A 26108-nucleotide genomic window follows, 5' to 3' on the forward strand; every position below is an offset into this window, starting at 1 on the left:
TCGAGATAAGCTTCAAAAACAGTTTAAAGATCAAGAGAAACCATTTAACGTTTTAAAGATTATCGTCAACGAAAAACCCTATTGTTCATTAATACAAGTTAGTATATTAAGCTATAAAATGTATTAATGAATAATGAATTTTTTATGATTTTAACTTTGAATAGATAGTCTTATTCGTCCCGTTCGTCGATAGTAAGAAGCAATTCGCCGACAAGAAATTGCCCTCAAACGAACTTTTTGATATAATTGTTATACCCGAGTTAAATTTGCCCGTATAAAAAAAAATATGAAAACTATCAACATTCTCTTAATCGAAGATGATCTGATAGAGGTTATGAAACTGAAGAGAGCAACAGGGTCCCTCAATCTAAATCACAAAATTATTGAAGCCAACAATGGTGAAAAAGCCCTTGAATTATTACAGCAAAAAAATAATTTGCCTGATATAATCCTCCTAGACCTTAATATGCCTAAAATTAATGGCATAGAATTCTTAAGAATATTAAAAGCAGACGAACGCTTGAGTTACATCCCGACTATAATCTTAACTACCTCAAATAATCAGCGTGATTTATTGGAATGTTTTAAAACTGGTATCGCTGGTTATGTGTTAAAACCTTTAAAATATGAAGATTATGTTTCCAAAATTGAAAAATTATTAGCATATTGGAGTATAAATGAATTGATTACAACTTAATGAAGGGAATAATTTTTACCGAATTCTTAGACTTAGTGGAAGAAAAGTTTGGTCTAGAAATGGTAGATAAAATTATAAATCAGGCAAATCTAGATTCTGGGGGCATATATACAGCTGTTGGGACATACGAATTCTCTGAGATGTTGCAGCTATTATCTCATTTAAGTGCTAATACAAATATTGCTGTGGATGACTTATTGATGGTCTATTCAGAGCATTTGTTTGCTGTATTAATCAAATCTCATCCAGATTTGGTCAGTCATTACCAAAATCCCATGGACCTTTTGGCCTCTATTGAAAATCATATTCATGTCGAGGTTCAGAAAATTTATCCAGATGCACAACTACCTACGTTTGAATTGGAAGAACGTACGGAAAGTAGTATGGTATTAACTTATAAATCTGATAAGGCCTTATACGTTCTTGGTAAAGGACTTATGTTAGAAACTTTCAAATTATTTAAAGTCCCAGCTAAAATTAAAATAGAAAAACTGAACGACGAAGGAACAGAAGTAAGGTTTATTATTAACAGAGGATAGCAGCTACATGAGTCAAATCGAAGAGGTACTTAAAAGGGCGCTTGCAAGAGAAAAGGCCTCGAGAAAGGCTGCAGAAGAAATTCTTGAGGCAAAGTCTGCCGAGCTTTATGAGGTAAATCTTAAGCTTAAGGCTGCTAATGCTGAACTTCAAACTTCGTATTCTAAGACTAGTTCTCAGCTTCAAGGTGTATTTGAGAATATTGTTGACGCCTATGTAATCATGGATTTATGGGGTAATATTCTTAAAATGAACAACGCCGCTGTTGATCTTTTAGGTTTCGAGTCCACAAAAGACAGTTCTAATTTGATGTCTATGGTTTTACCCAAAGAATTGAAAAAAGTTCAGAAGTCGTTTAAAAAACTCTTAAATGAAGGCTCTTTAACAGATTTTAAGATTCAAATTCTTACCAATAAAAAAGACATAAAGTTTGTACATATTAATGCATCTATTATTTATGAAAATGAACAAGCCGTCGGCGCGCAAGGTATCGTAAGGGATATTACACTTGAAAGTGCATATCAAGAAGTGGTTGAGGCGGAGCGCCAAAAATATAGAAATATTATTGCTAATATGAATCTTGGATTGGTTGAGGTCAATAATGATGATGAAATTCTAATGGTTAATCAACGATTTGTTGAAATGTCAGGGTATTCAGAAAAAGAATTATTAGGTTCTAGGGCCGCCGAACTTTTTGAGGCTGATAAGGAAAAAGTAATTGAAATAGAAAATAAAAGACGCTTAGATGGGATTTCCAATTCTTATGAATTAAAGATTGTAAATAAAATGAAGGAGCTGCGCTATTGGTTAATAAGTGGTGCACCTAACTATAATGTTAAAGGCGAGGTGATCGGTTCTATAGGTATTCATTTAGATATTACTGAGTTTAAAAATTTAGAGCTACAGAAAGAAATATTACTGAAAAAATTAGAGAAAAGTAATGATGAACTTCAAGAATACGCGCATATTGTGTCGCATGATTTAAAATCACCTTTACGTAGTATTGATGCGCTTGTTACCTGGCTAAGAGAAGATAATAAAGATAAGTTTGATGAGGTAAGTTTTCACAATATAAATCTCATTCAAATCACCTTAGAAAAGATGGAACAACTCATTACGGACGTTTTAATTTATTCGAGCGTAACAGAAGATACAGATAAAAAGGCGGATGTAGATCTCGACGAATTAGTTTCTGGATTATTAGAGATTTTATATATTCCAGAGCACGTTGAAGTGAGTGTGAAGGTGAAACTTCCTGTCGTTAAAGGCTTTAAGCCTAAGCTACAACAATTATTTCAAAACCTTATCAGCAATGCCATAAAGTTTATAGATAAAGAAGAGGGTAGAGTTGAGATTTCGATGAAGGAATCAGCGCAGTATTACGAATTTTCAGTAGGTGATAATGGCATTGGAATAGAAAAGCAATTTCATGACAAGATTTTTAAAATTTTTCATACACTTAATAAAAGTAAGGAATCAACAGGTGTTGGATTATCTATAGTTAAAAAAATCGTTGAATTGCATGGAGGAGAAATTAGGCTCGAAAGTGAGCTTGGAAAAGGAACAATATTTTACTTCACTTTAAAAAAATAGTATGTTAGTCACATCTACAAATTATGATGAGATTGTAAAGAAAATCTTAAATCACGTTAAGCAAAATGCCGCTTTAATTACAATAGGTGAGCATACAGAAATTGACATTGGCCATTTAATAGATGAATTAAATAAAACAGAGATAAAATTCATGGGTGGTCTTTTTCCAAAGGTTATACATGGTAATTCTATATTGGATAAAGGGATTGTTGTAAACACACTTAACAATATGGAATCTATGTTCTTAATTAAAAATATTAGTTCAAAAGAGTACAGTATTCCTAAGGTGAGTTTTGAGGATAATGTAGACTACAGCATCCTTACCTATGTGGATGGTTTAACCTCCAATATTTCAAACTATTTAAGTGAATTATATGAGAATTATGGAATGCAAACTAATTATTTTGGTGGAGGTGCAGGTAGTTTGTCATTAGAACAAAAGCCATGTGTATTTTGTAATGAAGGGATCTTTATGGATGCTGCAGTATTTGGTGTTTTAAGAATGACGTCTAAGATTGGTGTAAGGCATGGTTGGAAGAAAGTTGAAGGGCCATTCATAATTACTAAGGCACAAGGCAATGTAATTAAAGAAATTAACTGGAGAAACCCCTTTGAAGTCTATAAGGAAGTTGTAGAAGCGCATTCAGGAAAGACGTTTAATGACGAAAACTTTTTTGATATAGCAAAAGGCTATCCTTTCGGGATCATTAAAGATGGTGCTGAATGTATTGTGAGAGACCCTTTAATGGTTAATGAAAATAAAGAATTGGTTTGTGTAGGCGAGCTAGAGGAAAATACTTTAGTTGATATTTTAAATGGAAATGAAGAGTCCCTAGTTGCAGCTGCGGAAGAGGCAGCCTTAGATAGTGTCAATCAAGCAACTCAGCCTAAAAAAGCTATTATTATAGACTGTATATCGCGAATACTATTTTTAGAGAATAATTTTGATAAAGAGCTCAATGCGATAACAAGTACTTTAAAAAATCAATTTTCTAACATTTCCGTTGGTGGTGCTTTGACGATAGGTGAGATTTCTTCATATGGGGAGGGTTTTTTAGAATTTTATAATAAAACGGTAGTTGTAGGTTTGTTTGAATAATGAAAGTAGAAAATCATATTTTAGAAATTCTTCAGCTTTATGAGTATGCTATGGCCATAGGTAAATCTTTAAATTATAAAGAAAGCTGTGACTCATTTCTTAAATTAATTTTAAAGCGAAAAAGTTTAAATGCTGCTTGGATTTTAGAGCCACATAATAATGTATTAAAATCTACATATGCCTTACCATTTGGAAAAGACATTAAGTCAAATAATCAAGAGGTGCTAGAAAAACTCAATAAAATTCAAAATAATTCTATAGTAGAAACAACAGATTTAATGTCTTCTATTGCACCGATATCTATTAGTACTGGTAAAACCATAGTCTTTAATTTAAACAATCACGGCTTTTTATTTCTGTATTCTAGAAAAGATAATATAACATCTAAAGATTTGAACCAATTATCGCCAGTAATACAAAAGTTTGCTGTACATCTTAAGGCTTGTCGAGCCTTTAAAGAGCAAGAACAGTTATTACATAATTTGGAAGTCCAAAATCAGGAACTAAGTGATTATGCGCATATGGTATCTCATGATTTAAAATCACCGTTGCGTAGTATTGACGCTTTAACATCTTGGTTGAAAGAAGATTATGGAGAACTGTTAAATGATACAGGTAAAAATCAAATTAACACTATAAGATCTAGCGTTGAAAAGATGGACACACTGATTAATGGTATACTTGAATATTCTACTATTGGAAAAACAAGTGTTGAGATATTTGATGTAGATTTAAACCTTTTAATAGATGAGATATTAATAATGATTCAAATTCCTAAAAATATAGATATTGAAAAGTCAATATTGCCTGTTGTTAAAGGTGATAAGTATCGATTACAGCAATTATTTCAAAATCTAATAAGTAATTCAATTGCGTATAATGACAAAGAAAAGGGAAAAATTGAAATTGGTGTAGAAGATAAAGATCAATTCTGGGAATTTTATGTCAAGGACAACGGAAAAGGAATTGAGGAAAAGTATTTTGAAAAAATCTTTAAGACCTTTCAGAAGTTAGAAAATAACCAAAAGTCAACAGGAATTGGTTTGTCTGTGGTTAAAAAGATTGTAGATCTTTATGGTGGTGATATTTGGTTAACCTCTGAATTAGGAAAAGGTACTTCTTTTAATTTCACTCTAAAAAAAGAGCCAAATGGAACAGCCTAATTTATCTTATATTGAAAGCATGTCTGGAGGAGACAGAGCCTTTGAACAAAAATTGATAAATATCATCCAGAAAGAATTTCCTGAGGAGAAAGCAGTATACTTTAATAATGTAAATGCTAGAAATTATCAGAAAGCTGCAGAAAATGTACATAAGCTTAAGCATAAAATTAGTATTTTAGGACTCGTTAAGAGTTATGAAGTAGCAGTAGACTTTGAGAATAATCTTTTAAATGGAAATACTAATTGTAGAGAAGATTTTGAGGTCATTTTGCAAAACATGACAGATTTTTTAAAGACCTTATAAGCCAATCCTATGAATTGTATTATTATTGATGACGAAGTTACAGCAAGAGCAATTATTTCTCAACTTTGTGACGGTATTTCTAGTCTCACTGCATTAGAAGAATTTCCAAATGCGATTCAAGCCATTAAATATTTAAACCAGAATGAAGCAGATCTCATATTTCTAGACATTCATATGCCAGATTTTACGGGTTTTGATTTTATAGAAACTTTAAGTAATCCTCCAAAGATTATTTTGACCACTTCCGATCCTAATTTTGCAATTCAAGCGTTTGAATATGATTGCATCGTGGATTATTTGGTAAAACCAATTACCCGAGAGCGTTTTCAAAAAGCCATTCAAAAGGCCGAGGCAACATCTACTAATGGAATTGCTAAGTCAATAAATAGAGAGTCCGTAGAGTTAGCTTCAGGAAATGACCTGTATGTTAATATTGATAGACGATTAATAAAAATTGATATTCCCAGTATTTATTTAGTAGAAGCCAAAGGGGATTATATTCTAATCAAGACTGAAGAGAAAAATTACACGGTTCATTCTACATTAAAAAATATAGAGAAAAAGTTACCTGATACTATATTTCTAAAAGTACATCGTTCCTATATTATTAACGTATCTAAAATTATAGATATCGAAGATAATAGTGTGTTAATAAAAAAAGATGTTATTCCTGTAAGTCGGTCTAATCGATCAGAACTAATGAAACGTCTTAACCTATTATAAATCCGCTTACCTGCTAAATTCTGTTATCCAACGTTTAGCAAGGGCATATTAACGATTTTTTGCTCACCTAAAAAGGTTTAAGAATTATCTTTGAAGTATTCATAAAAGTAGGTTTTTGGAATAGATAGCATGATAAGACAGTAAAAGTATTTTTACTGTCTTATTTTTTTAACTAAACATTTCTTTAAACCATTCATCGAAGCTTAAGCGCAATCTGTGGACCTTATTTGCCTATTCAACGAAAATGTAACTACCCAAAACACATTAATCATAATTTTACATTAGTATTGGTTAAGTAGTTAACAAAGGTTATACAATATTAAAGGAAGCTAAAAGTTTCTGATGATTGAAAAAATCAACAATAGTGTAATTGATGTTAATATTACGAGTAAATAAGAAGTTTTTGAATGCACATAGAAACTAATTAATAGCTGGCTTGTAATTATTAACATAGTCCCTAATACTAACTACGTGGAAAGGCAAAAACGAAAGTTTTTGCCTTTTGTTTTTATATGAGATTTAATTACAAAGTTTTAGATCTACTTGAGATGTAAAATTTAAAATAAACAGATTAGTAATCAATAATTTCTAATTGTCAATACTATAGAGCTGTAAATGAGCTGAATATCATTTTTTGGATAAAACAAAACATCTGTTAGAACGATTCATTGGTCTGTACTTAGTGTCTATCTATCGAAATTTAACGCACAAAGAGTTATACCACTATTAAGTTTGTTTCATTAATAAAAAACTTTAATTATGAAAATAGTAATAGTTGGAAGCGGTTATGTAGGTTTAGTTACAGGTGCGTGTTTTTCTGAAGTAGGGATCGATGTAGTTTGTGTAGATATAGATCACAAAAAAATCAAAAACTTAAAAAAAGGAATAATACCAATTTATGAGCCGGGACTAGAACATATGATTAAGCGTAACATGTCTAAAGAACGATTAGCTTTCTCAACAAGTCTAGCAGATACAATATCTGATGCAGAGGCAATATTTATAAGTGTGGGAACACCTCCTGATGAAGATGGTAGCGCAGATCTTAAACATGTACTTGCTGTAGCAAGAGAGTGTGGCAAGCATATGGAAGATTATAAACTAATTGTTACGAAAAGTACAGTTCCTGTTGGGACTTCTGAAAAAGTAAAACAAGTAGTGCAACAAGAATTAGATGAAAGAGGGTTGAAAATAAAGTTTGATGTTGCCTCAAATCCAGAATTCTTAAAAGAAGGTGCAGCTATTGAAGACTTTATGAAACCTGATAGAATTGTAGTAGGGACAGAAAGCAAGAGAGCTGAAGAATTATTAGATAGATTATATCAGCCATTTACATTAAACGGACACCCAATAATCTTTATGGATGTTGTGTCGGCTGAAATGACCAAGTATGCTGCCAATTCAATGCTAGCTACAAAGATTAGCTTTATAAATGATATTGCTAATTTGTGTGAGATCGTAGGAGCCGATATTAACAATGTTAGAAAAGGAATTGGGTCGGATTCACGTATTGGTGCTAAATTTATTTATCCAGGAATTGGATACGGAGGTTCTTGTTTTCCAAAGGATGTAAAAGCCTTGATTAGAACGGCGAGTGAAAATAGCTATGAACTTCAAGTATTAAAAGCCGTAGAATCTGTAAACCAATATCAGAAAACATTAATGTTCAAGAAAATTTCAAGACATTTTAACGGCGAGTTGAAAGGCAAGGTAATTGCCATCTGGGGACTTTCATTTAAACCAAAAACAGACGATATGAGAGAAGCTCCGTCTCTAGAAATTATTACTAGTTTACTTGATGCGGGAGCAATAGTAAAAGCTTATGATCCTGAAGCTATGGACGAAGCAAAACATTACTTTGAGGATCGTATTATGTACTGTCCAGACAAATATGATGCCTTAATAGATGCAGATTGTTTAGCTGTTCTAACCGAATGGCCAGAATTTAGGGTGCCTAACTTTAATATCGTAAAACGATTGATGAATGAGTTCACCTTATTCGATGGACGAAATATTTATAGTGCTAAAGAAATCTATTCTTTAGGATTCAATTATGAATGTATTGGGGTAAAAAAGGTAAAGAAAAAATCAACAAATAAAATATTGAAATTAGTAGTATAACTTGGTGCTATTTGATAAAACTATTATCATGATAAAAAGAATATTAGTAACTGGGGGAGCAGGATTTGTTGGTTCACATCTCTGTGAAAGACTATTGTCAGAAGGACATGAAGTGTATTGTTTGGATAATTATTTTACTGGACAAAAAGCAAATATCCTTCACTTAACCAAACATCCATATTTTGAGTTAATTCGTCATGATGTTATTAACCCTTATTTAATAGAAGTAGATGAAATTTACAATTTGGCCTGTCCTGCTTCACCTGTTCACTATCAACACAATCCTATAAAAACTATAAAGACATCCGTAATGGGAGCTATTAATATGTTGGGACTGGCAAAGCGAGTTAAGGCTAAAATTTTGCAAGCGTCAACCAGTGAGGTTTACGGTAGTCCAATGGTGCATCCACAACCTGAATCTTACTGGGGAAATGTAAATCCTGTTGGAGAACGTTCTTGCTATGATGAAGGTAAACGTGCGGCAGAGGCCTTGTTCAGAGATTACCATGTTCAGAACAATGTAAAGATTAAAATCGTGAGGATTTTTAACACTTACGGACCAAGAATGCACCCAAATGATGGAAGGGTAGTTTCTAACTTTATAGGTCAGGCTTTACAAAATAAGGATATAACCGTATACGGCAAGGGTGAGCAAACTAGAAGTTTTCAATATGTAGATGACTTAGTAGAAGGTCTGTTAAGAACTATGGGAACAGATGACTCGTTCACAGGGCCTGTTAATATAGGTAACCCAGATGAATTTAAGATCATTGCACTTGCAGAGAAGATAATTAAGTTAACCAATTCAAAATCAAAAATAGTTTTTCGACCATTGCCAAGTGATGATCCTTTAATGAGGCAGCCAGATATAAAATTGGCAAAAAAGGAACTAGACTGGGAGCCAAATGTTGAGTTAGATAAAGGTTTAGAGAAAACAATTGCCTTTTTTAGGCAAGCCATCGAGTAGTAAAACTTAAAGTGATGAAAAAAAAGATATTAGTTATAGACGATGAGATAACAATGACCACTCTACTGGAGTTTTTCCTATCAAACAAGTACGACGTTAAGGCAGTTAACTCAGGAGCGGAAGCAGAAGCTTGGCTAGAAAAGAATTTACCTGATTTAATAATCAGTGATATCCAAATGGATGAGATTGATGGTTTTACGCTTTTAAAGAATATAAGGTTAAGAGGCTATACCAAACACACACCAATTATAATGTTATCTGGAAAATGTGAAAGCAAAGAGCGTATAAAATCTTATAAACTTGGAGCACAGGATTATTTGACTAAGCCATTTAATCCGGAGGAATTGGATGAGGTTGTGAAGAAGAATTTGTACCCTATTCATTACAGTAATGTTTGGTGAATAAATCAAATAAAAGTCTTAAAAAAATGAGAATACTATATGTGGGTAATGAAGATCGAATTAAAGAATCTGCTACAAAGGGTACTGAAACTTTAAGAGTTTTCTGTAACAATGCTTTAAATGCACTCGAAGTTTTAAAAACTAATAGAGATATTACAGTTATAATTTGTGAGTACAATATACCAGGTAATAATGGTATGTATTTTTATAATACGCTCAGAAATGAAACAACTTTGCCAAAAATTCCATTCATATTATTGATGGAAGGACACAATGATATAATTTACAAAGAAGCTTTTGGAAAAGGTGTTGATGACTATTTTGTTATCGGTTCCACAAGAATAGAACAAATTTTACGAAGAGCAGGGCAATTGTCGAAGACTAATGAATCGTATGGTGTGGCAGAAGCATCAATTAAACCAGCAAAATATAGATTTCCATTATCTAAACGGATTTTTGATATTGTTGTGGCTTCAACAGTGTTGCTATTACTTTCTCCACTGTTATTATTAACTATTATAGCTATTCGTTTAGAGTCAAAAGGTAAAGTATATTACGCAGCTAAACGTGTTGGACGAAAAACATTTAACTTTTATAAGTTACGATCGATGCGAGCAGGATCTGATAAGATGTTAAAGCAATTGGCAAAATATAATAACCAATATAAAAACACCTTTAACAAAGATAACATTCATGCAGATGAATGTCCTAGGTGCAGGAAGTTACCAGCGGGTGTATATTGTTCTTCTTTGAAATACGATGGACTAGTTAAAGTTTGCGACTATTGGCATACAGAATTGAAAATCAGAGAACGAAATAATAATTCTAGCTTCATAAAAATTGTTGACGATCCTAGAATTACAAAAATTGGTAAAATCATAAGAAACACCAGTATTGACGAATTACCCCAGCTTATCAATGTTATAAAAGGTGATATGTCCCTAGTTGGAAATCGTCCATTACCGGTTTATGAGGCGGAGACACTTACACAAGATCAGATGTCTAAGCGTTTCTTGGCACCTGCAGGTATTACAGGATTGTGGCAAGTAGAACTGAGAGGCAAGAAAGGCGATATGTCAGAGGATGAACGTATTGCTTTAGATAATCGTTATGCAGATTATTTTGTAGACAATAATTATTCACTTTGGTTTGATTTAAAGATTCTTTTAAGAACAGTTCCTGCCTTATTTCAAAGAGGTTCAGTATAGTTTTTCAAGTTTAGTTTTTTAGCCGCTATGTCAATACTTTGGGGTGGCGGCTTTTTTGTGTTTAAGTATTTTAAAATTAGGTAAAATGCTTAATCAATATATATTATCAATTCGTCTACACTTAGCGATCATCCATCGAAATATAAGAGAATTCACTCTATTGCCATTGTAAGTTTGTGTTGTGAAAACGGAATAACGAATACAAAACTGGAGCCATGAATTATTTTTCTAGAATAGTAATAACGCTAATTGTCATTGTAATGGCAAATACGTTTGCTAACGCTCAAGATACAATTGCTGAAGCTAAAACACTTGATTCATTTAAATTATTAATACCAGAACTAGGTGTTTTAATTGATTCGGCTTTAACAAACAACGGAATGCTTGGTTACAGAAAAAATGAAATTGAAGTGAAGAAGGCTAATCTTAAAGCAAAGCGAAGAAATTGGACAAGAAATTTCGGAATTCAAGCAGATACTAGGTATGGAACCTTTGATAATTTTTCTAATAATATTAATGGTCCCAATACGGTAACCTTATCGAGTACAACTACACAAACCAACTATGGCGTAGGCTTATACTTAAAAATCCCTGTATTCGATGTTTTCAATAGAAAGTCTGACATAAAACAAGCAAAGGCAGAAATATCTCAAGCCGAAAGCTTGGTGGAATTTCAGGAATATGAAATTAGAGAAACAGTAATTAGATATTACGAAGACTTAATTCTGAAGGAAAATTTACTCGAAATTCAAGCGATCAACCTCAGTGACGCTAAAGTAAATAAGGAAATGGCAAAAAAGGAGTTTACCAATGGGCAAATGGAAATATACGAATACATACGAATATCAGATATCACAGCTGGTGTAGCAACAGAATTTGAAAAAGCAAAGTCAAACTTACTTTTAGCTAAAAAGCTGTTGGAGAATTACACAGGTGTAAAAATCAATTAATTTTTTAGCACGATACGATGAAACCTATTGATTTTATAAAACTGATATTAAAGCATAAGACGATTCTTGTGGTGGTGCCACTGATTTTTGGGGTATTAGCAGTGTTGCTTACGCTAAATCCAAAGAGAAGCTACTATTCAGAAACTATGCTATATACAGGTATAGCCTCGGGATCGTCCATAGAGATGGATAAGACGTTTAACTATCTAGCAGCTAATAATGCATTTGATAATCTTATCAATATTATTAAATCTAGAGATACTCAAGAAGAAGTTGCGATAAGATTATTAAGTCGACACTTGTCTTTAAAGAAGGCTAACTATAAATTTATTTCAGAAGAAGCTTTCGAAGAACTACAGGAAATTCTTCCAGAAGAGATTAAAGGTCATTTGTCTACTCAGATAAATCTTGATCAAGACGGCAATTTAGATTATGAAGCTACAGTGGCATACCTAACAGAAGTAATGCATAGTGATAATTCTAATTTTGTGTATTCGCTGCTTAGTTTTCACCATCGATACTATTCCATTGAGGCAATTTCAAAAGTAAAAATAGAACGTATTTCTTCAAGTGATTTGGTAAAATTGAGTTATGAGGCAGATGACCCAGGAATTTGCCAACAAACACTAAAAATCTATACAGAGGTCTGCACCAAGATGTATAAGAACCTTAAAGAGAATGGTTCTGATGCTGTTGTAAAATACTTTGAAAAACAACTGATGATGTCTGAAACGAAATTGAAGGCTATAGAGCAGAGGATGCTAAAATTCAATCAAGATAATAACATTATAAATTATTATGAGCAAAGTAAAGCGGTTGCGATAGTAAAAGAAGACATGGAAGTGGCCTATAAAAAGAACATGGCTCAATTAGCGGGTTCACAGGCTTCAAAAAAACGTTTAGAAGAAAAATTGGCAATACAGGAACTTATTCAAGAAAAGAATAATGCTATTGTAGAAAGCAAAAAGCAGTTGGGGGATCTGAACTATAAAATAGGTATGTATTCGGCTAAGTCTAATGGAGACGAGCGTGCTACTCAAAACATCGAACAATTAGAAAAGCAAGCTAGAGCCCTTCAGAAAGAAATAAAGACTAATGTGGATGAGTTGTATTCGTTTCAAAATTCAACGGATGGTGTGCCTATTAAAAAAGTATTGCCAGATTGGGTAGATAAAGTTGTTGAGACTGAAGATTTAAAAGCTAAGCTCTCGATCATGGATGCGCAGAATAAAGCCATAGAAAAACAATTTGCAACGTATGCTCCTGCTGGTGCTAATTTAAAGCGAATAGAACGAGAAATAGAGGTGGCAGAACAAGAATATCTTGATATTTTACATGGCTTAAACCTGGCAAAACTTAAGTATCAAGATACACAACTGTCCAGTAATTTAACTGCTGTAGATCCGCCGTATTATCCATTGAAGCCTATACCTTCAAAACGAAAAATTATCATCATTGCAATTGTACTAATTACTGGTATTATCATTCTTGCAGGCATTTTACTGATGGAATATTTTGATAACACATTAAAAAATGAAGAAAAGGCAAAAGCGCATTTAGGAATTCCGTCAATGGGAATGCTTGCTAAGCTTTTCAGAGCAAAATCACACTTAGATTTAGTGAGAATTCAAGATCGTTTGATGGAGTTTTTAATGCAGGATTTTAATAGAACATTCAAAGAGGCAAAAATTACAAAGACGCCCAAAGTAATTACGTTTATTAGTACAAGAAATAATGAAGGAAAAAGCGTGATAGCCGCTAATATTGCTAAGAAATTAAAAGCATCGGGACATTCCGTTATGGTGTTAAACCACTCGAATGAGGAGAAGTCCATGACTAGTTATTCTAGAGTGGCATGGTTGTATAGATTTTTTGGTTATCAAGATCCAAGAATAGATAGTAGCCATCCGTTTTTGTCTTCGGTAAAGGATACTCTAAGTTCGTCCGAGTACAAAGTATATCGTGTGGACGAATCGTATAAGAGAATTAAAAGTTACCAAGATTTTATGATTAATGATTCAGAAGATACCATTAGTGGCTTAGACTATATTTTGATCGAATTACCAAGTTTGCTGGAGTTTAGCTACCCTTCAGAATTAGTGGCAAATTCCGATTTAGCATTAATAATTTGTCGGTCTAATAGATTATGGTTAAAAGCAGATGACAACATTTTGTATGATTTAAAAGCAATTGCGGGTGAAAAATTACAGTTTATTATTAACGGTGTAGAGATTAATGAAGTAGAAGCTGTTTTGGGCGAGTTGCCGAAAAACCGTTCTAAGACTAGGGTTAGGCTAAAGAACATGTTCCGTTTTCAATTCTATACAGGTAATCATATTTAAGATGAAGAGCTTGTACAAAAAAATAATTAGAGAAGATAATTTTTTGTCCTTATCAGGTAATCTTATAATAGCATTATTGGGTTTTGGTGGTTTTGCTTTATTGGCAAGAAGTTTGGAGACACAGGAATTTGCGCAGTGGGTACTATTTATCTCTGGAGGATCGCTTGCAGAAATGCTACGTTATGGAATAAGCAATAATGGACTGGTAAGGTTTCTCTCGGGAGCGACAGAAAAGAACAGGGACAAGCTAATAGGATCTAATGTACTTATTAGCTTAGTTGTCACTTTAATCATAGCCCTATTATTGATAAGTGTTAAATTATTTTTGGGCAATATCATTAATACGTCTTCATACGTGCTCTTTTTTAGCTGGTATCCAGTGCTAGCATTTTTAAACCTCCCCCTTAACAATGCCCTTGTAGTACAACAGGCAAAGATGAGATACGACAAAATATTAATTATAAAAGCATTGAATAGTGGTTTGTTCTTTGGCTTTTTGGTATTAAATACCTTTGTTTTTAAATATTCCGTTCTAAAGATTACCCTAGTTTTTATAGGGGTTAATACAATCACTTCTTTGGTGTGCATAAGTAAATCTTGGGATGGCTTAAAATACATTCGAAAAGCAACTAGGGCAACATTAAAAACCTTATTGAATTTTGGGAAGTACAGTACATTTACATTAATTGGAACAAACTTATTGCGAAATGCAGATATTTTAATTATTAGTGTAAGCCCTTTTGGGAGCACCGCTGTAGCCTTGTTTAGTATACCTTTAAAACTAACTGAGATCCAGCAAATTCCCTTACGAAGTTTTACGGCAACCGCCTTTCCGAAAATGTCAAAAGCATGTTTAGAAGGAAAAACAAATGACGTAAGAGTATTATTTAATACTTATTCAGGAGCATTAACCTATTTATTTTTTGCCGTGTCTATTGGAACCTTCGTTTTTGCGGAGGCATTTGTAATTCTAATCTCGGGATACCAGTATTTAGACACTGAGATAATAGGAATAGATATTGTAGCTATTGTAAGAATATTATCGGTTTATGGTTTATTGCTTCCCATTGATAGAATGACAGGGATTGGTTTAGATAGTATCAATAGACCAAACATTAACGCCTTAAAAGTGGCCATAATGCTAGGTGCTAATATTGTTGGTGATTTGATAGCTATATACGTCTTCAAGTCCATCGAAATGGTTGCTGTTTCAACACTGGTATTTACAACTGTTGGGATTATAGTAGGTGCTTATTTTCTAAATAAGACGTTTCGTGTTTCTCTATTGGAAATTTTTAGGAGCGGTCATGCGTTTTACAAAAGCCTTTGGCTGCAATCAAAGCAATTTATCTGAGGGTTTTAGATTTTACTAACCTGAAAAGTAATTAGTCTTTTATTATGAAGCTACGATTAGAGATTGTGGCTTTATTTTTTGTTTGAAAGTATAGATCAAGAGATATATAACGAGATAATATATTTGCATTCCTTTATCAATAATAGTTTTCTATTCGTCTACACTTAATGATTATTAGTCGAAATCTAGCCGATATCACTCGGTTTAGAATTTATGTTTGTAATGTCAAACAAATCAATGCGTTAAGTTTTACGGTATAAACAATGGATACATTTAAAAATCATATTAACCCTTTTGAAAATAACTCAGGCTCAATGCGAGTAACTAAACTCAACAGTGCAATCATTTTCCTTGTATTCATGAGCCTTTTAGGACTTATTATTATTAAAACCGAGGTTGCTGGGGTTATATTTTGTGTTGGTTTGTTCTTTATTACAGCCTTGGTTTATGCCATATTTAAAATCCCTAAAATCGGAATCTATGTGACTATCATATTGGGTTTTTTCGCTATAGGGGTTTCACGATATGTGCAAGCACCTTGGGGATTAACCATAGACGTGATGTTAGTGCTAATCTATATTGCTTTGTTTTTCAAAGCATTTGCAGTAAAACTACCTTGGTTAAAGGCTAAGTCTAGCTTGACTATAGTGGTAAGCTTATGGATGGTTTATGTGTTATTCCAATTAGGAAATCCAGAAGTGATCAGTATGGAGGCTTGGTTTTATGCAATGCGCGGTGTAGGACTCTATCAGTTTTTGGCAATTCCATTGTTATTTATATTATTTAGTAAGCAAAAAGATTTAAATAACTTTTTTATAATTTGGGGAATTCTTTCGATTATAGGAACTTTAAAGGGCTTACAACAATTTCAATTTGGAGTTGATCCTTTTGAACAGCGTTGGTTAGAGTTGGGTGGTGCAGAAACACATGTCCTTTTCGGGAAGTTGAGGATTTTCTCATTTTATTCAGACGCTGGTCAATTTGGTGCCTCTCAGGCACATGCAGGTGTTGTGTTTGGGATTTTAGCTTTATTCAAAAAAACAAGTATCAAGCTTAGAGTATTTTTTTTTAGCGTAGCATTAGCAGGTTTTCTAGGTATGGTTATTTCAGGAACTAGAGGTGCTCTTGCTGTGCCAGCTATTGGCGGGTTTTTGTTTTTAATTCTTAGCAAAAATTTCAAAATCCTTTTGCTTGGGGCTGTTTTGGGAATAGGGGTGTATGTTTTTTTTGCACACACAACAATTGGTCAGGGAAATGCAGAAATAAGAAGAATGCGCACCGCATTTGACCCTAATGAAGGGTCGCTACAAATACGTTTAGCTAACCAAAGAAAGCTAAAAGGTTATTTGGCTTCAAGACCTTTTGGGGGTGGTATAGGAGCCACAGGTAACTGGGGAAAACGTTTTACACCTCGTACTTTTTTGGCAAATACAGCGACTGATAGCTGGTATGTCATGGTCTGGGCAGATACAGGTGTGGTTGGATTAGTGTATTATTTATTTATGTTGTTTTTCATTCTTCTTTCAGGGGCTCGAAATATCATGTTCAAAATCAAGGATCATAATTTAAAAATCCAAATAACTGCAATTGCTTGTGGGATGGCCGGTATAATGGCGGCTTCTTATGGTAATGGTGTTTTTGGACAAATGCCCACAGGGATACTCATGTATGCCACTATGGTTTTCATGTTTGTTTCTCCACAATTGGATAAAAGTAAAAGATTAAAAAGTGCATAAAATAATAGAGTCATGAATTATAGAAGTATTAACGATTTAAATGAAACCATATTAAGAAAACTTCATTTGATATCTAGAGACATAGATTTGGTGGTTGGTGTGCCAAGAAGTGGAATGCTACCTGCTAATCTATTAGCGCTATATCTTAATTTACCATATACGGATATCCATTCGTTTATTAATGGCTTTGTGTATAAAGCGGGTGCTAGAAGACAATTTTTTGACAGTTCAGATTATAAGAATGTATTGGTCGTAGATGATAGTATTGCTAGTGGTTCTGCCTTGGCAGAGTGTAAGGAGAATTTAGCACACTTAAAATCAAAATTCAATTTTAAGTATGCAGTAGTTTATGCGGCACCGGGCAAGGAATATCTTGTGAATTATGCCTTAGAAACAGTAGCTAATCCACGCTATTTTCAGTGGAACATCTTTAACCATTCTACTTTAGATAAAGCATGTTTTGATATTGATGGTGTATTATGTGCAGATCCAACTAAAGAACAGAATGACGATGGGCCAAAGTATGTCTCGTTTTTACTAAATGCAGCACCATTATATCTCTCAGGAAGTAAAATAGGAGCATTAGTAACCTCTCGATTAGAGAAATATAGAGCTGAAACGGAAACTTGGTTAAAAAATCACGGGATAAAGTACCATAAACTTGTAATGCTAGATCTGCCAGACATGAAAGCTAGGCAAAGAGCCAACTGTCACGGTGTTCACAAGGCCAATGAATATAAAAACAGCAAGTATAATTTATTTGTGGAAAGCGATTTAAAGCAAGCCATACAGATCAATAAGCTTACCAAGAAACCTGTGTTTTGTACAGAAAACTTCAAGATGATATACAATTCTCAGTCGCTTACTTATAATATTAAAAGTGGTAAATACCTGCCATTTTTAAGAGAAGTTACACTTAAATTAAGGACAGTAATTAACAAGTTTAAAAGTAGCGATTTAGCTATAAAATAAAGCTAACTATTAAATTAACGACCACTATGGAAACTATAACTAAGGTATTTCAATATTTAGCACAAGGTGTAGAGATGGTATTTGCTGTTTACTTCATGATATCGTGTCTATATGTTTTGGTATTTGCTGTTGCAGGACAATTCTATAAAAAACGAAAAGAAAGTACTGATAACCAACCTGGTAAAATGGCCATATTTATTCCTGCTTACAAGGAAGACGCTGTTATTATTCATGTGGCTAAAAAAGCATTATTACAGCACTATCCCGCAAACCTTTTTGATGTAATTATTATTGCAGATTCTTTACAGCCAACAACTTTAAGCAAACTTCAAAAACTTCCTGTTAAATTAGTAGAAGTTAACTTTGAGAATAGTACTAAAGCCAAGGCGTTGAACAAGGCCATTTTGGACCTCGAAAAAGTTTATGATTATGCTTTAGTGCTTGATGCTGATAATATAATGGAAGATTATTTTTTAGTAAAAATGAATACTGCTTTTAAGAATGGCTATCGTGTAATACAAGCACATAGAAAAGCAAAAAATCTAAATACATCTTTTGCTGTTTTGGATGCAGCTAGCGAAGAAATAAATAATCATATCTACAGAAAAGGACATAGAGCTTTAGGCTTGTCTTCAGGATTGATTGGTTCTGGGATGGGTTTTGAGTACAAATTATTCGTGTCAATTATGAAAAAAATTACTGCCATTGGCGGGTTTGACAAGGAGCTGGAGTTTGAATTGGCTAAAAGGAACATTACAATAGAATATCTTCAAAATACTGTTCTCTTAGATGAAAAAGTTCAGAAATCATCAGATTTTTCAAAACAAAGAAGACGCTGGTTAGCAACTCAATTTGTGTATTTAAAAAGAAATTATAGAGCAGGGGCAAGAGCTCTTTTTACTAATGGGGACATAAACTTTTTTGATAAGGTTTTTCAAATGATAATACCCCCAAGAATTTTATTGCTTGGTATTACAATTCTAACGGCGCTTTTTTACAGTATCTTCGATTTTGGGTTTAGCATTGAAACACATGTCTCTAGTTTCTTGTGGTTAGTGAATCTTTCATTTTTAGTTGTAACATTTCTATTAGCACTCCCAAGAACATTTTATAATTTGGCAACCCTAAAAGCAATGGCTTCTTTGCCTTCAGCATTTTTGAGAATGTTTTGTCTGTTGTTTAAATTAAAAGGCGCAAATACAAAGTTTATACATACCTCGCACGGTGTAATAAAAAGCTAAGGAAAATGAGAATTGGTATAGAGGCACAGCGTTTATTTCGTCCACACAAGCATGGTATGGATAGGGTGGCTCTTGAGTTAATTAGGAGCTTACAAAAAATCGATAAGGAGAACGAATATTTCATCTTTGTTAAGCCAGATGTAGATAATAAGGTCGTCTTTAGTACGGATAACTTTCATATCGTTGAGATTGAAGGTGGCGCATATCCGATTTGGGAACAATTCAAACTGCCTAAATTGGCTAAAGCTCATAACTGTGATATTCTGCATTGTACTAGTAATACAGCGCCTTTGGCTTTGCAAATGCCATTAGTAACTACGCTCCATGATGTTATTTTTAAAGAAGGAAGTGTGCTAGAACAATTGACAAGTAGCGCTTCTTGGTATCAAAAAATAGGAAATCTCTATAGAAGATTAATTGTTAACAGCATCGTTAAGAAGAGCCAGAGGCTTATCACGGTTTCTAACTTTGAAAGACAAAATATTTCTAAAATTTATAAGTTAGACAGCAGCAAAATACAAACAGTACATAATGGTGTCAATGAGTGCTTTAAAGCTGTGGTTGATAACAAAGCAAGGGCAAAGGTTAAACAGAAATATAATCTTCCAGAACACTTTTTGTTGCATCTAGGCAATACAGACCCTAGAAAAAACACAGCACGTGTCTTAAAAGCCTTTTACATGTATATTTATGTGTATACAGAAGATTTAAAATTAGTTCTTGTTGGTCTTAATGAATCCAAACTAAGTACGATCTTAAAGTCCATTGATTTAGAAGAAGAGTTAAGCGATAAAATAATACTTACAGGGTATGTAGTAGACACAGACTTACCAATATTGTTTAGTCTGTCCGAGTTGTTTTTATTTCCTTCATTAAGAGAAGGTTTCGGGATTCCAATCATCGAAGCAATGGCATGTGGAACTCCTGTGATTACCTCAAATACATCCTCAATGCCCGAAGTTGCAGGTGATGCAGCTTGTCTGGTAAATCCAAATAGTACAGAAAATATTTATGAAGCCATAGCCAAAGTACGTTCGGATAAAAATTATAAAAATCAGCTTACTGAAAAGGGATTGGCAAGGTATACCAAATTTACTTGGGAAAATGCAGCAAGACAGGTCTTGGGAATTTATCAGACGTTTAACCATAACAATATTTAGAAATGACTGTAACAGGAAAAGATATAGTAATAGTAGGAATACAGCCTTGGGACATAAAAATTGGCAGTAACTGTAAAAACATTGCTGTGGAATTTGCTAAGTATAACAGAGTTCTTTATGTAAATCCACCATTAGACAGGATTACGAGGTATAGGCAAAAATATAAGCCGTCAATTCAAAAGCGAATTCATATTTCAAGAGGTCATCTTCCAGATATTCAAAAAATAGAATCAAACTTATGGAACCTTTATCCAAAGAGTGTCATTGAGTCTATAAATTGGATTAATTCTCACCAAATATTCAAGCTTTTAAATAGGCGAAATGCAAAATTATTTTCGGAGAATATTACAGATGCAATCAATCGCTTAGGTTTTAAAAATATTTTATTGTTCAATGACAGTTCTATGTTTTTGGGACTTCACTTAAAAGAGTTTTTGCAACCAGAGCTATACACCTATTATATTAGAGACAACTTAGTTAAAGAGCCATATTGGAAAAAGCATGGTGAGCGTCTAGAGCCAGTTTTAATGGAAAATGCAGATGTCATTGTCAATAATTCAGAATACTATGTAGACTATAGCTCAAAATATAACAAGAATAGTATTATGGTAGGACAAGGGTGTGATGTGAGTATGTTTAGCGATGAAGATAATAGTATGGCCATTCCGGAGGAATTTAATACAATTCAAGGCCCTGTAATTGGCTACGTAGGGTCCCTAACTACATTGCGATTAGATATAGATTTATTAGAGTTTATAGCTGTTAAAAGATCGGATTGGAATATTGTTCTTGTTGGTCCTGAAGATGAAGCATTTAGATATTCGAATTTACATGAGTTAAAAAATGTACATTTTTTAGGTTACAAACCAGCAGACCAATTAGCCTCATATATTAAAGGCTTTCATGTTGCTATTAACCCTCAGGTTGTTAATGAAATTACTATAGGTAATTATCCTAGAAAAATAGATGAATATTTAGCTATGGGTAAACCAGTTGTAGCTACAGAAACAAAAGCAATGCAAATGTTTAAGGACTATGTTTACCTGGGAGAAACAAAAGAAGATTATGTGTCGCTTATTGATAAAGCTTTAACGGAGCATTCAAAAACTAAAGCAAAGGCACAGATAAAATTTGCTAATCAACACACTTGGAAAAATAGTGTTAATCATATTTACGCGGCCATGGAATCTACTTTAAAACAATTTCATTAATGGAATTTGTGTCTAAAATAAAATCGAACAGTAAATTAAAGCGATTGGCTCATTGGTCTATTTTAATCCCCAATCAAGCAAGACCTAGATTATGGATAAAATGGTTTGTAAACCCATTTGTTCATAAGAAAGGAAAAGGTTCTGTTGTGAGAAGACACACTAGGATGGATGTGGTGCCCTGGAATAAATTCAGTCTTGGTCAAGCGTCAACCATTGAAGATTTTTCAGCAGTGAATAATGGTGTAGGTGACGTTATCATTGGGGATAGGACAAGAATAGGTTTAAGTAATACAATAATTGGACCGGTAAATATAGGGAATGATGTAAGACTAGCTCAGGGTGTGGTGATTTCTGGATTAAATCATAATTATAAGGACATTTATAGACCAATTCATGCACAGGGGTTTACCACTAAGCCCATTATCATTGAAGATGAATCTTGGATTGGTGCTAATACCGTTATCTTACCTGGGGTTACTATAGGCAGGCATTCAATTGTTGCGGCAGGAAGTGTGGTTACAAAAGATATACCTAAATATACCTTGGTTGCGGGTAATCCTGCTAAAGTATTAAAGCAATATAATTTTGAAACACAGTCATGGGAGAAATGTTATTAAAGTAATTTCAAAATAGACCAAACTTAAGTGATATAAAACCTGAGAAATAATCGTTTTAGTAGAAGGTTATGAATGTATCTTTGTAAATAATCTAGTAAGCATATTAATAAAAGTTATATAATTAAATTTTGTTTGGTCCTTAATAGTGTTAACCTTAGACAAGACTACTTAATGCACATTTGTAAAAATAGTCATAATACGAGTACTATCTGGGTCAGATGAAATGAGGCCTTTCATTTTGCACTATACTCTTAACTAAGACATTTATTAAATATCTTAAATTTTAATCACAGCGCATATACCAAACAAAAAATTTGAAGAAATATTAAAGGCATCGCATGGATTAATTTGTAATCAAAGTAAAATAATTTCTGAGATTATCGAGCAAAGAAGAATAAATTAGATAAAGCGAATAAGAGTTCATTCATTATCACAAATTCCTACTTTTTAACGTATTTAAAAGTATAATTCTCATCATTATAGGGTTTTAGAGTTAAAAATACCATTTAACGAAACTTATTAATCATTCATTTTTATTATCAGACAGTTAGACGATTTTTAAACTGTACATATATTAAGAGTTTTAGCTTAGTAAAGCTATTAACACATAATTATTAGAAATGAAAAAATGGAATATTATTCTTGCTCTATTACTTTTAACGTTACATAGTTGTAGTAGAGAATTTCAAGATGAAGCTTCAAGAGCAACAAACGAAAATATTGATGATTTGTCATCAATAATAGTACCTGATGGTCATGATCTCAGACCGGTTAATCTTCAAAACGCATCCATAATTTTGTCAGACGAATCTATTGCAGACATGGTCAAAATTAGAGTTTACAAAGTTGAAGGTGAAACCAATAAATTATTGCTCGAAGGGGCAGTTGAAAAACATCACGCGTTTAACACACAATTTTTAATACCAAACCATACTGAAACGGTTCTAATAGAAGCAGATCTTGCAACAAATACAAGACAGTATTACATCTCACCAGACCAATTAGAAAATTTTATTTTGACAGATGATATTGTGGAAGAAAGCGAAGAGGCAGGGAGGGCATTTCCTTCTGATGATCCTCCAAGTTGGAACTGTGATGACTATTCCGAGTTTAATGGAAACGATGGTGGTAATTATAAAATAACTGGAAACGCAACACAAGGGATAAATGTTAATTCTAATACCAAAATCTATATTTGTAGCGGAGGATCATGGACCCCTTCCTATTTAAATGACAATTCGAGTAAATTAACAATATATGTAGGTCAAGGAGGGACTTTAAATCTGTCAGGGACTATAAATTCAAAAATTTATAATGAGGGCACTTTCAATGGAGTAAATGCAAATATTGCTGCCGATTTAGATAACTGGGGATTAACTAGTATTACAGGAAATCTTTCAGTTTCAGATCATGTTCAAAATTTTGGTGGAACGATTAACATCACCGGTAGTTTCAATAATAATGAACATTTTAAAAATGAAGGGGGATCAGTTGTTATAGGTGGTCATGTAACGCTTTCAGATAAATTTGATAATAAAGAAGATTCAGAATTGATTGTTGCTGGCAATTTCACCATTAATTCTGGTAAGTTTAAGAATTATTGTAAAACAACAATTTCAGGAACATTAATAAATAACGATGAATTGGAATGTAAGAATGCTTCTTATACTCTTGTTACGGGAGCATTCATGAATAATTCAAATAAAGAAGTTAAAGTCAAAGAAGGGTCTATATTTAAATGCGCAAGTATTATTTCAAGTGGCAACATTAAAGGTGATAATGCTTATTCTATAATTGAAACTGGAGCACTAACATTTAATGGTGGTAAGAAATTTAAAGGAGAGTTAGATATATGTTCTAACAGCTACACCAGTTCTATGGGAGATAATGATGTGATTAATACATGTTCTACGTTTATATCATCAAACTCATGCTCGCCTGGTTACAACAATATGGTTGATAATGATGGAGATGGGTGTGAAGGAGGTCTTGATGTAGACGATGATAACCCTGATATAGCAACGTATAATTATCCTCAAGGACAAGGCTTGTATTTTACATCAGTCTATGAAGATTTATACCCTTGTCAAGGAGATTATGATTTTAATGATTTAGTTAATAATTACAGTTATAAGGAAGGATTGAATAATGGGGATAACCACGACGGTCAAAATACTTATATCACAACTATTGAATTTAATTATAAGTTCCCTGCATTAGGAGGCGGTTATAATAATAGTTTTGTACTAAGGGTAATAGATGGCGACAACGATGCTGTACTAACCTTAGATGCTTCAGACAGTTACGAATCAAGTCACATTACAAGATTACATGACAACAATAACGGCACCACCCTATTTGTATTTGCAAATCTTAAATCTATTTATGTCGATAATCCCGATGCTATAATTAATAGTCGACAAATAGACTATGCAAATATTCCAGTAATTTCTGGAACTGTTACTAAATTAAATGGTGCTTATGATGAATTTTTATTAAGAGATGGTGTCTCAGGTCAGGAAATACATCATTTATATAACGCAATTCATATCAATTATCCAGCGTTGAATTTACCATCTATGTATAATGATGATAGTAATTTTTCTCAGTGTGATGACTTATCAACTGGGAGCAATTTATTTGTCAATGCTAATGGTTTTCCATGGGCACTTAACGACTTACCAATTGATTGGCCATGGCCAAAGGAGAATACAACCATTCTTGAGGCTTATCCAAATTTTGATGATTTCGTTACTTCAAATCCAAATCTAGATTGGTATTCTGATGCTAACGGTAATAGAAATAACTCTAAACTAATTTTTAATTAAAAACTTATGGTTAGTTGATTAAAAAGTCGCTCAATAATTGATAAAGTCAATTTCTATAGAGCGGCTTTTTATTTTAAGGTATTATAGGTATTTTATATTGAGATAATACAACCCTTAATATGTCTTTTTAGATCATTTTCCATTTATCTACGTTAAATGGCAACTTGACTATTAAAAGAAACTAGCGAAAGAAAAAGAAAAAATTTGAGAAGTTTCTCATCTAATTTAGAGATTAAGAAATGAACATAGTTTATGAGCAGAAAAATAAGCATTCAAATTTTTATAATTTATTACTAAACAGTTCATGTGCTAAACCCGATTTTAATGACGCCTCGTCAGAAAATATAGTTACTGAATCAATAAATATTCCAAATGGTTTTGACTACAGTACATATCGAAAAGTAGATATTAAAATTCATGACAATTCACCGTATTCTAAGTATGATGTGTATGCTTATGTCGAGGATTTGCATTCTGTAGGTTATGAAACATTTGAAAACCAAGCGGGAGAGATTGTAACTGAAGAGATATTTAAAAATGATGTTCTCAATAAATTGATTTTTTATGGAGTTCCAAAAAATGGAATATTAGAGCACTCAGTCAACATACCAAATTTCTATGAACAACTATATATCCGAAGAAAGGACAACTTAAAGTATTCGGCATCTGTTGAGATGATTACTAGCAATAAAGTTGAGTATTTTTTCAGTCAAGGTCCAAGCAATAATATAGGTAGAGATAGTGTCGAAGATTATTTATATTGCGTTAATGGGTCTGATGAGCTTTTTCAGGTAGATCCATTGGATGGTTCATTAACATACCTTTCAGATATGCCAATGGGTAGTTTTACAGCCGCCATTGATCAAGAAAATGCAGTGTTATAC

General features: G+C 33.0%; 22 protein-coding genes. All 22 read left to right on the forward strand.

Annotated features, from left to right (window positions below; all coding sequences use genetic code 11):
* Window positions 1-286: 286 nt before the first annotated feature.
* Window positions 287-697, forward strand: a complete 411-nt coding sequence (locus tag HRU49_RS03510) for a response regulator (RefSeq protein WP_296354220.1) — start codon at window positions 287-289, stop codon at window positions 695-697.
* The gene (locus HRU49_RS03515; RefSeq protein WP_296354221.1) at window positions 697-1236 is read left to right on the forward strand and encodes a heme NO-binding domain-containing protein; all 540 of its coding nucleotides are present in this window, start codon (window positions 697-699) and stop codon (window positions 1234-1236) included. The genes HRU49_RS03510 and HRU49_RS03515 overlap by 1 nt, the downstream gene beginning before the upstream one ends.
* A 7-nt stretch (window positions 1237-1243) precedes the next feature.
* Window positions 1244-2827: a PAS domain-containing sensor histidine kinase gene (locus HRU49_RS03520; protein ID WP_296354223.1), complete on the forward strand. Its 1584-nt coding sequence runs from the start codon at window positions 1244-1246 to the stop codon at window positions 2825-2827.
* A 1-nt stretch (window position 2828) separates the two neighbouring features.
* Window positions 2829-3926 (forward strand): FIST N-terminal domain-containing protein, encoded by a 1098-nt coding sequence (locus HRU49_RS03525; RefSeq protein ID WP_296354225.1) that lies wholly within the window; start codon window positions 2829-2831, stop codon window positions 3924-3926.
* A complete protein-coding gene (locus HRU49_RS03530; RefSeq protein ID WP_296354227.1) occupies window positions 3926-5089 on the forward strand; it encodes an ATP-binding protein in 1164 nt (387 codons plus the stop codon). Before HRU49_RS03525 ends, HRU49_RS03530 begins: the two co-directional genes overlap by 1 nt.
* Window positions 5076-5393, forward strand: a complete 318-nt coding sequence (locus tag HRU49_RS03535; RefSeq protein ID WP_296354229.1) for an Hpt domain-containing protein — start codon at window positions 5076-5078, stop codon at window positions 5391-5393. The genes HRU49_RS03530 and HRU49_RS03535 overlap by 14 nt, the downstream gene beginning before the upstream one ends.
* A 9-nt stretch (window positions 5394-5402) precedes the next feature.
* A complete protein-coding gene (locus HRU49_RS03540; protein ID WP_296354231.1) occupies window positions 5403-6116 on the forward strand; it encodes a LytTR family DNA-binding domain-containing protein in 714 nt (237 codons plus the stop codon).
* Between the two features lie 759 nt (window positions 6117-6875).
* Entirely contained in the window at window positions 6876-8237 is a 1362-nt protein-coding gene (locus HRU49_RS03545; RefSeq protein ID WP_296354232.1) for a UDP-glucose/GDP-mannose dehydrogenase family protein, read from the forward strand.
* Between the two features lie 31 nt (window positions 8238-8268).
* A complete protein-coding gene (locus tag HRU49_RS03550; protein WP_296354260.1) occupies window positions 8269-9204 on the forward strand; it encodes a UDP-glucuronic acid decarboxylase family protein in 936 nt (311 codons plus the stop codon).
* 14 nt (window positions 9205-9218) lie between these two features.
* Entirely contained in the window at window positions 9219-9605 is a 387-nt protein-coding gene (locus HRU49_RS03555; protein WP_296354234.1) for a response regulator, read from the forward strand.
* Between the two features lie 26 nt (window positions 9606-9631).
* A complete protein-coding gene (locus HRU49_RS03560) occupies window positions 9632-10813 on the forward strand; it encodes a sugar transferase (RefSeq protein WP_296354236.1) in 1182 nt (393 codons plus the stop codon).
* A gap of 215 nt (window positions 10814-11028) precedes the next feature.
* Window positions 11029-11763, forward strand: a complete 735-nt coding sequence (locus HRU49_RS03565) for a TolC family protein (protein ID WP_296354238.1) — start codon at window positions 11029-11031, stop codon at window positions 11761-11763.
* Window positions 11764-11780: 17 nt separating this feature from the next.
* Complete coding sequence (locus tag HRU49_RS03570; protein WP_296354239.1) at window positions 11781-14105, forward strand: hypothetical protein; 2325 nt, start codon at window positions 11781-11783, stop codon at window positions 14103-14105.
* Between the two features lie 10 nt (window positions 14106-14115).
* Entirely contained in the window at window positions 14116-15459 is a 1344-nt protein-coding gene (locus HRU49_RS03575; protein WP_296354242.1) for an oligosaccharide flippase family protein, read from the forward strand.
* Window positions 15460-15722: 263 nt separating this feature from the next.
* The gene (locus HRU49_RS03580; protein ID WP_296354243.1) at window positions 15723-17195 is read left to right on the forward strand and encodes an O-antigen ligase family protein; all 1473 of its coding nucleotides are present in this window, start codon (window positions 15723-15725) and stop codon (window positions 17193-17195) included.
* A 12-nt stretch (window positions 17196-17207) separates the two neighbouring features.
* Window positions 17208-18167 carry a phosphoribosyltransferase family protein gene (locus HRU49_RS03585; protein WP_296354245.1) on the forward strand — a complete coding sequence of 320 codons (960 nt, stop codon included), beginning with the start codon at window positions 17208-17210 and terminating at the stop codon, window positions 18165-18167.
* Window positions 18168-18193: 26 nt separating this feature from the next.
* Complete coding sequence (locus HRU49_RS03590; protein ID WP_296354247.1) at window positions 18194-19408, forward strand: glycosyltransferase; 1215 nt, start codon at window positions 18194-18196, stop codon at window positions 19406-19408.
* A 5-nt stretch (window positions 19409-19413) separates the two neighbouring features.
* Entirely contained in the window at window positions 19414-20568 is a 1155-nt protein-coding gene (locus tag HRU49_RS03595) for a glycosyltransferase family 1 protein (RefSeq protein ID WP_296354248.1), read from the forward strand.
* 2 nt (window positions 20569-20570) lie between these two features.
* Window positions 20571-21779 carry a glycosyltransferase gene (locus HRU49_RS03600; protein WP_296354250.1) on the forward strand — a complete coding sequence of 403 codons (1209 nt, stop codon included), beginning with the start codon at window positions 20571-20573 and terminating at the stop codon, window positions 21777-21779.
* Window positions 21779-22396 carry an acyltransferase gene (locus HRU49_RS03605; RefSeq protein WP_296354252.1) on the forward strand — a complete coding sequence of 206 codons (618 nt, stop codon included), beginning with the start codon at window positions 21779-21781 and terminating at the stop codon, window positions 22394-22396. Before HRU49_RS03600 ends, HRU49_RS03605 begins: the two co-directional genes overlap by 1 nt.
* 620 nt (window positions 22397-23016) lie before the next feature.
* Entirely contained in the window at window positions 23017-25224 is a 2208-nt protein-coding gene (locus HRU49_RS03610; protein WP_296354254.1) for an LruC domain-containing protein, read from the forward strand.
* 239 nt (window positions 25225-25463) lie between these two features.
* The coding region (locus tag HRU49_RS03615; RefSeq protein WP_296354256.1) for a hypothetical protein at window positions 25464-26108 on the forward strand (645 nt) is incomplete at its 3' end.

The sequence above is a fragment of the Winogradskyella sp. genome (genome assembly GCF_013213975.1).
Taxonomy (GTDB): Bacteria; Bacteroidota; Bacteroidia; order Flavobacteriales; family Flavobacteriaceae; genus Winogradskyella.

Excerpts from the sequence above, each read along its gene's own strand:
- HRU49_RS03595 (WP_296354248.1), top strand. The coding sequence starts at position 19,414 with ATGAGAATTGGTATAGAGGCACAGCGTTTATTTCGTCCACACAAGCAT.
- HRU49_RS03510 (WP_296354220.1), top strand. The coding sequence starts at position 287 with ATGAAAACTATCAACATTCTCTTAATCGAAGATGATCTGATAGAGGTT.
- HRU49_RS03565 (WP_296354238.1), top strand. The coding sequence starts at position 11,029 with ATGAATTATTTTTCTAGAATAGTAATAACGCTAATTGTCATTGTAATG.
- HRU49_RS03585 (WP_296354245.1), top strand. The coding sequence starts at position 17,208 with ATGAATTATAGAAGTATTAACGATTTAAATGAAACCATATTAAGAAAA.
- HRU49_RS03610 (WP_296354254.1), top strand. The coding sequence starts at position 23,017 with ATGAAAAAATGGAATATTATTCTTGCTCTATTACTTTTAACGTTACAT.
- HRU49_RS03545 (WP_296354232.1), top strand. The coding sequence starts at position 6,876 with ATGAAAATAGTAATAGTTGGAAGCGGTTATGTAGGTTTAGTTACAGGT.
- HRU49_RS03525 (WP_296354225.1), top strand. The coding sequence starts at position 2,829 with ATGTTAGTCACATCTACAAATTATGATGAGATTGTAAAGAAAATCTTA.
- HRU49_RS03605 (WP_296354252.1), top strand. The coding sequence starts at position 21,779 with ATGGAATTTGTGTCTAAAATAAAATCGAACAGTAAATTAAAGCGATTG.
- HRU49_RS03580 (WP_296354243.1), top strand. The coding sequence starts at position 15,723 with ATGGATACATTTAAAAATCATATTAACCCTTTTGAAAATAACTCAGGC.
- HRU49_RS03515 (WP_296354221.1), top strand. The coding sequence starts at position 697 with ATGAAGGGAATAATTTTTACCGAATTCTTAGACTTAGTGGAAGAAAAG.
- HRU49_RS03560 (WP_296354236.1), top strand. The coding sequence starts at position 9,632 with ATGAGAATACTATATGTGGGTAATGAAGATCGAATTAAAGAATCTGCT.
- HRU49_RS03535 (WP_296354229.1), top strand. The coding sequence starts at position 5,076 with ATGGAACAGCCTAATTTATCTTATATTGAAAGCATGTCTGGAGGAGAC.
- HRU49_RS03555 (WP_296354234.1), top strand. The coding sequence starts at position 9,219 with ATGAAAAAAAAGATATTAGTTATAGACGATGAGATAACAATGACCACT.
- HRU49_RS03600 (WP_296354250.1), top strand. The coding sequence starts at position 20,571 with ATGACTGTAACAGGAAAAGATATAGTAATAGTAGGAATACAGCCTTGG.
- HRU49_RS03590 (WP_296354247.1), top strand. The coding sequence starts at position 18,194 with ATGGAAACTATAACTAAGGTATTTCAATATTTAGCACAAGGTGTAGAG.
- HRU49_RS03520 (WP_296354223.1), top strand. The coding sequence starts at position 1,244 with ATGAGTCAAATCGAAGAGGTACTTAAAAGGGCGCTTGCAAGAGAAAAG.
- HRU49_RS03530 (WP_296354227.1), top strand. The coding sequence starts at position 3,926 with ATGAAAGTAGAAAATCATATTTTAGAAATTCTTCAGCTTTATGAGTAT.
- HRU49_RS03540 (WP_296354231.1), top strand. The coding sequence starts at position 5,403 with ATGAATTGTATTATTATTGATGACGAAGTTACAGCAAGAGCAATTATT.
- HRU49_RS03570 (WP_296354239.1), top strand. The coding sequence starts at position 11,781 with ATGAAACCTATTGATTTTATAAAACTGATATTAAAGCATAAGACGATT.